General features: G+C 62.7%; 8 protein-coding genes and 1 pseudogene. 5 read left to right on the forward strand and 4 right to left on the reverse strand.

The genetic code is table 11. The features are described 5' to 3' along the window. The first annotated feature begins 67 nt into the window (after nt 1-67). The 4 genes from Q7T64_RS12115 (at nt 68) to aroG (ending at nt 8,091) form a co-directional block, all read left to right on the forward strand. Entirely contained in the window at nt 68-4,270 is a 4,203-nt protein-coding gene (locus Q7T64_RS12115; protein ID WP_304795918.1) for a YhdP family protein, read from the forward strand. A 45-nt stretch (nt 4,271-4,315) separates the two neighbouring features. Further along, a complete protein-coding gene (locus Q7T64_RS12120; protein WP_304795920.1) occupies nt 4,316-5,128 on the forward strand; it encodes a carbon-nitrogen hydrolase family protein in 813 nt (270 codons plus the stop codon). A gap of 143 nt (nt 5,129-5,271) precedes the next feature. After that, complete coding sequence (gene tldD / locus Q7T64_RS12125) at nt 5,272-6,732, forward strand: metalloprotease TldD (RefSeq protein ID WP_304795923.1); 1,461 nt, start codon at nt 5,272-5,274, stop codon at nt 6,730-6,732. Nucleotides 6,733-7,023: 291 nt separating this feature from the next. Beyond that, on the forward strand, nt 7,024-8,091 hold the full coding sequence (gene aroG, locus Q7T64_RS12130; protein ID WP_304795925.1) for a 3-deoxy-7-phosphoheptulonate synthase AroG: 1,068 nt from the start codon (nt 7,024-7,026) through the stop codon (nt 8,089-8,091). A gap of 168 nt (nt 8,092-8,259) precedes the next feature. Here aroG and Q7T64_RS12135 read toward each other — a convergent pair whose 3' ends face one another. Then, nucleotides 8,260-8,745 carry a YajQ family cyclic di-GMP-binding protein gene (locus tag Q7T64_RS12135; RefSeq protein ID WP_304795927.1) on the reverse strand — a complete coding sequence of 162 codons (486 nt, stop codon included), beginning with the start codon at nt 8,743-8,745 and terminating at the stop codon, nt 8,260-8,262. Between the two features lie 103 nt (nt 8,746-8,848). Between Q7T64_RS12135 and murB the strand changes: the two genes are divergently transcribed. Then, complete coding sequence (murB, locus tag Q7T64_RS12140; protein ID WP_304795929.1) at nt 8,849-9,877, forward strand: UDP-N-acetylmuramate dehydrogenase; 1,029 nt, start codon at nt 8,849-8,851, stop codon at nt 9,875-9,877. A gap of 122 nt (nt 9,878-9,999) precedes the next feature. Here murB and Q7T64_RS12145 read toward each other — a convergent pair whose 3' ends face one another. The 3 genes and pseudogenes from Q7T64_RS12145 to Q7T64_RS12155 all read right to left on the reverse strand — a co-directional run. Next, on the reverse strand, nt 10,000-10,317 hold the full coding sequence (locus Q7T64_RS12145; RefSeq protein WP_304795931.1) for a pyrimidine/purine nucleoside phosphorylase: 318 nt from the start codon (nt 10,315-10,317) through the stop codon (nt 10,000-10,002). Between the two features lie 91 nt (nt 10,318-10,408). Next, nucleotides 10,409-11,638 carry an argininosuccinate synthase gene (locus Q7T64_RS12150; protein ID WP_304795934.1) on the reverse strand — a complete coding sequence of 410 codons (1,230 nt, stop codon included), beginning with the start codon at nt 11,636-11,638 and terminating at the stop codon, nt 10,409-10,411. 72 nt (nt 11,639-11,710) lie between these two features. Further along, nucleotides 11,711-11,854 (reverse strand): annotated as a pseudogene (locus Q7T64_RS12155) (ornithine carbamoyltransferase); the annotation flags it as partial.

Consider the following 11,854-nt stretch of genomic DNA (forward strand, 5'->3'; position numbering starts at 1 on the left):
GATTGCGTTCGCCGCGTTGGTCATCGCCGCACACCGGCAAACAACCCGCCCTGACACTGCGGCACTGATGCCATCACCTGACCAAGCCCCAGCGCTGCACCAATCAAGCCGGGTCGCCACGGCCTGGCGTGCTGTCGTGCGTGGCATGCGCTCGCTCAACCGAACCACCATGGGCTTGCTCGTCTTGCTGGCCAAGCTGACGCTGGGGGTCTACATCGCGTTTTGCCTGCTGTTCCTGGCCCTGCGCTATGTCGTGTTGCCCAACATCGACGAGTATAAAAGCACCGTTGAGCAGGTCGCTACCCGGGTTGTCGGGCGGCCGGTGGCAATCGGCACCATCCACGCATCCTGGCATGGCTTGTATCCCAAGCTGACCCTGAACAATGTCGTGATCTACAACCGGAACGGCGATGCGGCGCTCAGCCTGCCACGGGTATCGGCAACAATATCATGGTGGTCGGTCGCCGTCGCCAATCTGCGCCTGAATGCGCTCGAGATCGTGCGTCCGGATCTTGAAATCGAGCGCGATGCCGACGGCAGCCTGTTTGTCGGCGGCATTTACATCGACCCCGCCAAAGAGAGCGACGGCAGCGGCCTGGACTGGCTGCTGCAACAGCGGCAGATCGTGATCCGCGGCGGCTCGTTGCGTTGGCGCGATGCCACCCGCCAGGGGCCCGAACTGCTGCTCACTGACATGACTGCCGTGGTCGAAAACGAGTGGCTGCAGCATCGCATTTCCATCAGGGCAACGCCGCCCGAAGAGCTCGGCACGCCGCTCGACCTGCGTGCCCGTTTTTCCCATTCACCGTTTGCCCGCCTGTCGGACGCAGCAAGCTGGACCGGGACGCTGTACGTGGACTGGCGCGACGCCGACCTGGCGCGTGGCCGGACCTGGTTCGACTATCCGATCGAGATTGAGCAAGGACGCGGCGCAGTGCGCGCCTGGCTCAGTTTCGACCATGCGGCCGTGGTCGACCTGACTGCCGACCTGGGCCTGTCGAACCTGTCGGCGCGTTTGCGACCGGACCTCGACATGTTGCACCTGACGCGCGTGCAGGGACGTGTTGCGGCCGGCGAGACACTGGGCACGCGCACCGACAAATTGTTCTGGTATGGCCGTCGCGGGCACACCGTTGCGCTGCAGGATTTTTCCTTCGAGACCCGGGACGGCCTGCAACTGCCGCCCACCACGATAAGCGAGCGCTTCGTCGAGGCCAGCGGCGCCCGGCCGGCCAGCACGGAAGTGCAACTGGCCGCGGTCGACCTGAAAGCGCTGGCAAGTTTCGCCGGCGGCTTGCCATTGAGCCAGGAACAGCGGCGCATGATCGCGGATTTTGCGCCAACAGGGCGGCTGACCGATTTCAGTGCGAAATGGCAAGGCGCTTACCCCGACATCAAGACGTATCAGCTGAAAGGGAATTTCGCTGCACTGAGCATGCGTCCAAAGCCGGCGCAGCCGGCCATCAGCAAGACGCGAACGCAAGCCGCGCGTCCGGCCGTGCCCGGCCTGCCGGGATTTTCCAACCTGACCGGTTCGGTCGACATGAACGAAAAAGGCGGCGGCCTGAAAATCGTGGCCGACAACGCGATCCTGCAGTTGCCCGGACTGTTCCCCGCGGCCGACCTGGCATTTGACGAGCTGGGCATGGCCGCGCGCTGGACCGTGCAAGCCGACAATAAATTCCAGTTCAATGTCACGGATGCGCGCTTCCTGCATGAAGGCATGCGCGGCAAGCTGACTGCGCGCTATTCCACCACCCTGGGCGGTAACAAGGCTGCCGATGCGCTCGAATTGCAGGCCCACCTGGATCAGGCCGATGTGCGTATGCTCGGCCGCTATTTGCCGCTGAGCACATCGCCCAAACTGTCCCAATGGCTCACCAGCGGATTGCAGGAAGGAAAGCTGCATGACGTCGCAGTCGTAGTGAACGGCAAGCTGGCCGAATTTCCGTATCGCACCACCCGTCCCGGTGAAAAGCCCAAAGGCCAATTCAGCGTCAGCGGCCGGATTGAAAACGGCAAGCTCGATTACGCGCCCGGCGCGTTCTCGGCCAGCAATCGCACGCGCCAGCTATGGCCCTCGATCGAGAATATCAACGGTCGCCTGCTGATTGACCGCACCCGGCTCGAAGTGCGTGGCGACAAGGGGCAGTCAAACGGTGTGGCGCTGTCCAATGTCGTGGCCGGCATACCCGACCTGCTGGCCGCGAATCCGCTGCTCAGCGTCAATGGCACGGCGCAAGGGAGCTTGCAGGATTTATTGAGTTTCACGGTCAACTCGCCGGTCGGCGGATGGATCGGGAACATTACCGATGAGAGCCGCGCGACGGGTAACGCCAGGCTGCTGCTCAATCTGCAACTGCCGCTGCACGACATGGCCAGTGCCAAGGTGAAGGGCACTGTGCAGTTTGCCGGCAACGACCTCACCTTGATGGACGGCATGCCGCCACTGTTGCGCACCACCGGCGAATTGCGTTTTCACGAAAAAGGCTTCGACCTGGCCGGCGTGCGCGCAAATTTTCTTGGCGGACCGGTGAGCCTGACGGGTGGATCGCAGCGTGACGGCCAGATCGCGGTACGGGCTGAAGGCGCCGCATCGATCGACGGCGTGCGGCGCGCCTATCCGATGCCGATGGTGGAGCGGCTTAGCCAGCGCATCAGCGGGGGCGCGCGCTATACCGTGCAGGTCAATGTCCGGGACAAGCGGCCGGAAATCATCCTCGAATCCAGCCTGCAAGGCCTGGCGCTGGATTTTCCTTCGCCCTTGCGCAAGGCCGCGGGCGAAGCCATGCCGCTGCGGCTGGACTTGAGCGCCGTCCCGAGCGAACGCGGCGGTGTGCTGCGCGACCAGATCAGGGCCAGCCTGGGAAGCACGATCAGCGCTCGCTACCAGCGCCGCAAGGGCGCCGCAAAGGACGCCGGCTGGGACGTCGTGGCAGGCGGCATCGGCGTGAACGTACCGGCGCCACAGCCCGACAGCGGACTGGTCGTCAACGTCAGCCTGCGCGCGCTCGACATCGACGCCTGGCGCAGCGCCACGGCCAGCATCGTCGAAGCGCCGGCCGCGCCGGCAGCCGTCCCCGGCGCTGTCCCGGTCGGCGGCGACAGGCTCAATCTCGAGCAGTATTTCAGTCCCGAGGTACTGGCCGCGCGCGCAACCGAACTGCGGATCGCGAACAAGAAGCTGGACAATGTCGTGGTCGGCGCTTCCCATCAGGACGGCGTGTGGCAGGCCAACATTGAATCGGTCCAGGTATCGGGCTACCTGTCCTGGGCAGAGTCGCGCTCGGGCCGTGGCCGCGGGCGGGTCACGGCGCGGCTGACCTCGCTGATCATTCCGCCGTCGGCGGCGGGTGACGTCTCCGACCTGCTGGAAGGAAAGGGCGTGGCGACCCAGATACCGGCGCTCGACGTGGTGGCCGAAAACTTTGAACTGTTCGGCAGGAAGTTCGGCCGTATCGAATTGAACGCCAATAATGCATCGACACCCGCTGGCCGCGAATGGCGCATCAACAAGCTCAGCGTTGCCAACGGCGACGCCACCATGTCGGCCACCGGCAACTACCAGTCGCATGACGGCAAGAGCTATTCGACCCTCAACTACAATCTCGACATCATCGACGCCGGCCGCTTGCTGGACCGGCTGGGCTTTGCGCGGGTGTTGCGGGGCGGCCAGGGCAAGATGACCGGCGAGGTCGGCTGGAGCGGTTTGCCTTACTCGATCGACATTGCGTCGCTGACGGGCGAGCTCAACCTCGATCTCAAGGCTGGGCAGTTCCTCAAGGTCGATCCGGGCGCGGCCAAGTTGCTGGGTGTATTGAGCCTGCAGTCGCTGCCGCGCCGGCTGGTACTGGATTTCCGCGATGTCTTTTCAGAGGGTTTTGCGTTCGACGGCGTGACGGCAGCCGCCATGATTTCAAAGGGCATCATGAAGACCGACAACTTCAAGATGCGCGGTGTCAGCGCCGCCGTCCTGATGGACGGCACCGTCGACCTGGTGCGCGAAAGCCAGGACATCCATGCTGTCGTGATTCCCGAAATCAATGCCGGCGCCGCCTCGGTGGCGTATGGCCTGCTGGTCAATCCGGTGCTTGGCATCGGCTCGTTCCTGGCCCAGCTATTCCTGCGCGATCCGCTGATGCGGGCATTTACTGTCGAATACGACATCACCGGACCCTGGAAGGATCCGGTGATACGCAAGGCCTCGCGCGCTGGCGACGGCAGCGGTTCGCCCGACGCCGCTGCGCAATCGTCCAGGCCGGTGCGCTGAGCATTCCGGCCACCCACCGCTAAGCATTCAACCCGGAAAATCGCCATGTCCGATACGACGTCGATGAAAGTCGCAGCAATCCAGATGGTGTCGTCGCCCGATGTCGGCGAAAACATGGCGCATGCACGCGACCTGGTGGAGCAAGCCGTCGCGCAGGGCGCGCGCATCGTGCTGCTGCCTGAATACTGGCCGATATTCGGCCGCCGCGATACCGACAAGCTTGCAGTTGCCGAAGCGCCCGGCGCCGGTCCGATACAGCAGTGGATGGCGCAACTGGCCGCCGAAAAAGGCATCTGGCTGGTCGGCGGCACGGTGCCGCTGGTGTCTGCCGAAGCCGGCAAAGTGCTCAATACCTGCCTCGTCTATGGCCCGCAGGGCGAATTGCTGAGCCGCTACGACAAGATCCACCTGTTCGGATTCACACGCGGGGAGGAGTCCTACAACGAATCGCGCACCATCAGCGCCGGCTCTGCGGTCGCCAGCTTCGAGTCGCCGATGGGCCGCGTCGGCCTGTCGGTCTGCTACGACCTGCGCTTTCCCGAGCTGTACCGCGCGCTGGGCACCTGCGCACTGATCGTCGTGCCCTCCGCCTTCACATACACGACCGGCCGCGCCCACTGGGAAATCCTGCTGCGCGCGCGCGCCATCGAAAACCAGTGCTACGTGCTCGCTGCCGCGCAGGGCGGCCTGCACCAGAACGGCCGCAGCACCTGGGGCCACACGATGCTGGTTGATCCTTGGGGCGAGATCGTTGCTGTCCTGCCCGAAGGGGAAGGTTGCGTGGTCGGTGAAATGCATGCCGAAGTCCTGCACAACACCCGCGAAAATCTTCCCGCATTGAAACATCGGCGCTTGTGAAGCTTGTCCCTGGGCGAACCCGCGCCTGGCGTGCTGTTTGCCATCGCCGGCGCGGAACGAACAAGGGAAGCAGGAATCTCTACAATCTAGTAACCTTTGCTCCATCCAACTCCTTACCAGTCAGCCCAGCGCTGCATTCCTGAATGAATCTGTTCGAACCCAATCTGAAGAACCTGGCTGTCGCCCGCGACATACTCCTCACGCCGTTCGGCCTGGACGAGGCAAAACTGATCAAGACGCTGGGCACGATGTTTACCCATCGCGTCGATTACGCCGACTTCTATTTCCAGTTCACCAAGAGCGAGGGCTGGAGCCTGGAGGAAGGCATCGTCAAGACCGGCAGTTTCTCGATCGACCAGGGGGTGGGCGTGCGCGCCGTGTCCGGCGACAAGACCGCCTTCTCCTATTCCGACGAAATTTCCGAGCGCGCCTTGCTCGACGCCGTCGCTGCCACCCGCACCATTGCCCGCCAGGGCGCCGGCAAGGTCAAGATTGCCTCGTCGATCCGTCCGGTGGGCGGGCGTTCGCTGTACCTGCCCAATGACCCACTGTCCTCGCTCGATGCGACCGCCAAGGTGCAATTGCTGGAAAAAGTCGAGCGCATTGCGCGCGCCAAGGATCCGCGCGTCGTGCAAGTGATGGCGGGGCTGGCCGGTGAATACGATGTCGTGCTGGTGGTGCGCTCCGATGGCGTGCTGGCGGCCGATATCCGGCCGCTGGTCAGGGTTTCCGTCACCGTGATCGCCGAGCAGGACGGCCGCCGCGAAATGGGTTCCTCCGGCGGCGGCGGACGCTACAGCTTCGGCTATTTCACCGACGAGTTGCTGGAAACCTACGCCAGCGAAGCGGTCGCAGCCGCGCTGGTCAACCTCGACGCCCGTCCGGCCCCGGCCGGCGCGATGACCGTCGTGCTCGGACCAGGCTGGCCCGGTGTGTTGCTGCACGAGGCAATCGGACATGGACTGGAAGGCGATTTCAACCGCAAGGGATCGAGCGCATTTTCCGGACGCATCGGCCAGCGGGTGGCGGCCAAGGGCGTCACTGTGGTTGATGACGGCACGCTGCCTGACCGCCGCGGTTCGCTCAACATGGACGACGAAGGCAATCCGACCCAGTGCACCACGCTGATCGAAGACGGCATCCTGAAAGGCTACATCCAGGACACCATGAATGCGCGGCTGATGAAAATGCCGGTCACCGGCAATGCCCGTCGCGAATCCTTTGCGCACATGCCGATGCCGCGCATGACCAATACCTACATGCTGGCTGGCGACAAGGATCCGGCGGAGATCATCGCCTCCGTCAAGAATGGACTGTACGCAGTCAATTTTGGCGGTGGCCAGGTCGACATCACCAATGGCAAGTTCGTGTTTTCCGCCAGCGAGGCCTACATGATCGAGAATGGCCGGGTCACGTATCCGGTCAAGGGCGCCACCCTGATCGGCAACGGTCCGGACGTGCTCAACCGCGTCACCATGATCGGCAATGACATGCGTCTCGACTCCGGCGTCGGCGTCTGCGGCAAGGAAGGCCAGAGCGTGCCGGTGGGGGTTGGCCAACCGACCATGCGCATTGAAGGCATGACCGTCGGCGGCACCGCATAGCCGTCACGGCAGGGCTGGCGGTGGCGAAAAGCGACAGGAAAATCGGCGGCGGCGCTTGCCAAAGCCGATGAATTACTGCACTATCATCCGCTGAACCCACCGTTTCCGACCAGTTCATGAGCAATATTCGTTTCTTCGGCTTCCACTTTTACTTTAGCTATTCCAGCCCCCAGGCGGTGGAAAAGCGGTAAGGTCGCGCTAGAACGAGACAAACCGGATTCCTGAAAAAACCGCCCGCCAAGGCGGTTTTTTCTTTTGGACGATCATCACAGCATACCGATTGGAGAAAGCATGCCACGCACCGACGACTTACGGATCAGGGAATTGAAAGAACTCTCGCCCCCCTCGCATTTGATTCGCGAATTTCCCTGCTCCGAGCAGGCTGCGCAAACCACCGCGCAATCGCGCACCGCGCTGCATCGCATCCTGCACGGGCAGGACGACCGCCTGATGGTGGTCATCGGCCCCTGTTCCATCCACGACACCAAGGCCGCCATGGAATACGCCAGGCGCCTGGTGAAAGAGCGCGCGCGCTTCAAGGACGAACTCGAAATCGTCATGCGCGTGTACTTCGAAAAGCCCCGCACCACAGTGGGCTGGAAGGGACTGATCAACGACCCGTACATGGACAATAGTTTCCGCATCAATGACGGTCTGCGGCTGGCGCGCGAGCTGCTGGTCCAGATCAATGAACTGGGCTTGCCGGCCGGGACCGAATTCCTGGACATGATCAGCCCGCAGTATGTGGCCGACCTGATCAGCTGGGGCGCAATCGGTGCGCGCACCACCGAATCGCAAGTCCATCGCGAACTGGCGTCCGGCCTGTCCTGCCCGGTAGGATTCAAGAATGGCACCGATGGCAATATCAAGATTGCGGCCGATGCGATCAAGGCGGCGTCGCAGCCGCACCATTTCCTGTCCGTGACCAAGGGCGGTCACTCGGCAATCGTGTCGACCAATGGCAATGAGGATTGCCATATCATCCTGCGCGGCGGCAAGGCGCCGAATTACGACGCCGCCAGCGTGGAAGAAACCTGCAAGGCAATCGCCGCCAACGGCCTGGCTGCGCGGGTCATGATCGACGCTTCGCACGCCAACAGCAGCAAGAAATTCGAGAACCAGGTTCCGGTGATCGCCGACATTGCCGGCCAGGTTGCGGGCGGCGACACCCGGATCATCGGCGTGATGATCGAATCGCATCTGGTGGGTGGCCGCCAGGACCTGGAACCCGGTCGTGAACTGACTTATGGCCAGTCCGTCACCGATGGCTGTGTCAGTTGGGAGGACAGCGTGCCGATGCTTGAGAAGCTGGCTGAAGCGGTGCGCAAGCGGCGCTTGCATGCCGCTGATGACGAGTAAGGCGAAGGCATTTGGTTCGGCAGCGTGCTTGCGCTGCCGGTCCGGGCTGTTGGATTGACCCGTCGCCATCGGGCGTCGCGCCGGCGGGCGCGGCCCGCTGATGCCGCCGTGCTGCCGCAATAGCCGGTTCGCCAGCCCGGCGAACCGCCGCGCGCAGCCGCTCTGGCCTCAGTCGCGGAAGTTGTTGAATTCCAGCGGCAGGTCGGCCACTTCCTTGCGCAGCAGCGCCATCGCCGCCTGCAAGTCATCCCGCTTGGCGCCGTTGATGCGGACCGCCTCGCCCTGGATGCTGGCCTGTACCTTCATCTTGCTGTCCTTGATGATGCGCACGATCTTCTTGGCGGCGTCGGACTCGATGCCATTGCGGATCTTGATCACTTGCTTGACCTTGTCGCCGCCCATTTTCTCGACCTTGCCAATGTCCAGGAAGCGCACGTCCACGCTGCGCTTGACCAGCTTGTTGGTCAGCACGTCGCGCACCTGGCTCAACTGGAAGTCGGAATCGGCAAAGGCGGTCAGGTCGCGTTCCTTCTGTTCCACGCGGGCGTCGGACCCCTTGAAGTCGAACCGTGTCGAAATCTCCTTGTTGGCCTGGTCCAGCGCATTGCGCACTTCGACCATATTGGCTTCGGAGACGACGTCAAATGATGGCATGGTGGTTTCCTCGATCTGATCCAGACAGACATGTCTGATTTGCAGCAGGCAATTCTAGCGGAGCGCAGTGTCGCCCGCCAGTCAAAAGCTATAATCGCCCGCTATGTCTTCTCCAATCCTGCTCCAGAGCAATGTCGCGCTGCGCGCCCATAACACCTTTGGCATCGACGCCGCCGCCGCCAGCTACCTGCGGGTGCTGCATGTCGACGACTTGCGCGCCGTGGCGGCAGACCATCAATTGGCGGCAATGCCGCGCCTAGTGCTGGGCGGCGGCAGCAACATCGTCCTGACCGGCGATTTTCCCGGCCTGGTATTGCACATGTGCACCAGCGGCGTCGAAGTCACCGGTGAAACCCAGGACGCGGTACTGGTCACTGCGGCTGCCGGCGAAAACTGGCACCGGCTGGTGGACTGGACGCTGCAGCATGGGCTGGGCGGGCTGGAAAACCTGTCCCTGATACCGGGCAGCGTCGGTGCGTCGCCAATCCAGAACATCGGCGCTTACGGTATCGAGTTGAAGGACCGCTTCCACAGCCTGCGCATGATCGACATGCAAAGCGGCGCGATCCGGTCGCTGAACCGGGATGAGTGCGGCTTTTCCTATCGCGACAGCATCTTCAAGCATACATTGCGCGACCGCGCGGTGATCCTCGACGTCACGCTGGCACTGCCCAGGCGCTGGCAGGCCTGCATCGCGTATGCCGAACTGGCCAATGAGTTGCGCGCGCGCGGCGTCGCCGCGCCCACGGCGCGCCAGGTGGCGCACGCGGTCATCGCCATCCGCCAGCGCAAGCTGCCGGATCCGGCCACCATCGGCAATGCCGGCAGTTTCTTCAAGAACCCGGTGGTCGGCGCCTCCCGGCGCGACGAGCTGGTCGCCAGGCATCCGGCGCTGGTGAGTTATCTGCAGGCCGATGGCAGCTACAAGCTCGCTGCCGGTTGGCTGATCGATCAGTGCGGCTGGAAGGGCAGGAGCCTGGGTGCTGCGGGCGTCTATGAAAAGCAGGCGCTGGTGCTGGTCAACCGGGGGGGCGCGACGGGCGCCGAGGTGATGCACCTGGCCAATGCGATCCGTGCCGATGTCGCCCAACGATTCGGTGTGGACCTGGAGCCGGAACCGGTGGTGGTGTAGCGCTAGTGCTGCCGTCGCCCGGCCGCAGGCGCGGGCCGGGGATACTTCGCCGGCCATCATGCTGTGGCCGGCCAGATGGACTTCAGGACTTCAGGGCTTCAGTCTTTCAGTCCGTCAGGGCTTCAATCCTTGAAATGACAAACGTAGTCCACCGTCTCGATTGTTTCGATCTCGAAGCTGGAATCGCCCGGCACGTCAAATTTCTGTCCGCCTTCATACACATGCCAGTCCTGCTGGCCCTTGATGCGCACGCGGCATTTCCCGGCGTTGAGCTCCATGATTTCCGGTGCGCCGGTATTGAACACCAGCGACGACGGGAAAATCACACCCAGCGTTTTCTTTGTGCCATTCGGAAACAGCACGGTGTGCGAAACACACTTGCCGTCGAAATAGATATTGGCTTTTTTGATGACTGAAACTTCTTCGAATTGAGCGGTCATGATCTGGCAGGATGAAATGTCGGAATGTCGAAATATCGAATGAATGCCCGGCCTGCTATGCCGGGCAAGGAAAGCAACAATTGCCGGCTTGCTATCGGCGCTTGTTGCGGGCGTTGGCGGCAATCCGCATGCGCAGCGCGTTGAGCTTGATGAAGCCGCCGGCGTCGGCCTGGTTGTAAGCGCCGCCGTCTTCGTCGAAGGTCGCGATGGTCTGGTCGAACAGCGAATCCGTCTTGGAGTCGCGTGCGACGATGATCACGTTGCCCTTGTACAGCTTGGCGCGTACCCAGCCGTTGACGCATTGCTGGGTGTGGTCGATCAGGGTCTGCAGTGCGATGCGCTCGGGCGACCACCAGTAGCCGTTGTAAATCATCGACGCGTAGCGCGGCATCAGGTCGTCCTTCAGGTGCGCCACTTCGCGGTCCAGCGTGATCGATTCAATCGCGCGGTGGGCGCGCAGCATGATGGTGCCGCCCGGCGTTTCATAGCAGCCGCGCGACTTCATGCCGACATAGCGGTTTTCCACCAGGTCCAGCCGGCCGATGCCGTGCTTGCCGCCCAGGCGGTTCAGTTCGGTCAGCACCGCGGCTGCCGACAGCCGCTTGCCGTTGAGTCCGACGATGTCGCCTTTTTCGAATTCAATGTCGAGGTATTCGGCTGCATCGGGAGCCGCTTCCGGGCTCACGGTCCAGCGCCACATCGATTCTTCGGCTTCCGCGGCCGGGTTTTCCAGGTGCCGGCCTTCAAAGCTGATGTGCAGCAGGTTGGCGTCCATCGAATACGGTGCGCCGCCTTTCTTGTGCTTCATGTCGACGTCGATGCCGGCGTCTTCTGCATACTTCAGCAGTTTTTCGCGCGACAGCAAGTCCCATTCGCGCCACGGGGCGATGATCTTGACGTTGGGCATCAATGCATAGGCGCCCAGTTCAAAACGGACCTGGTCGTTGCCCTTGCCGGTGGCGCCATGCGAGATCGCATCGGCGCCGGTATCGCGGGCGATATCGATCAGGCGCTTGGCAATCAGCGGACGCGCAATCGAGGTGCCCAGCAGGTACTCGCCTTCATATACGGTATTGGCGCGGAACATCGGGAACACGAAATCGCGCACGAATTCTTCGCGCAGGTCGTCGATGTAAATGTTTTCGGGCTTGATGCCGAATTTCAGCGCCTTCGCGCGCGCCGGCTCCAGCTCTTCGCCTTGCCCGAGATCGGCCGTGAAGGTCACGATCTCGCAGTGGTAATTGTCCTGCAGCCATTTCAGGATCACCGAGGTGTCCAGACCGCCGGAGTAGGCGAGGACGACTTTATTGATTTCGCTCATGCTCTTCTTTCTGATAACGGGATTGGGTTGTTGCGATGTGTCGTGTCCGGTCGCGGGTGTTGACTTGCCTTGCTACAGGCGGCCCAGCAACAGGTATTCCATCAAGGCTTTCTGTACGTGCAAACGGTTTTCGGCTTCTTCCCACACCACGGACTGCGGCCCGTCGATCACGCCGGCGGAAACTTCTTCGCCGCGGTGTGCCGGCAGGCAGTGCAT

It is taken from the genome of Lacisediminimonas sp. (genome assembly GCF_030645335.1).
In the GTDB taxonomy this organism is placed as follows: Bacteria; Pseudomonadota; Gammaproteobacteria; order Burkholderiales; family Burkholderiaceae_D; genus Lacisediminimonas.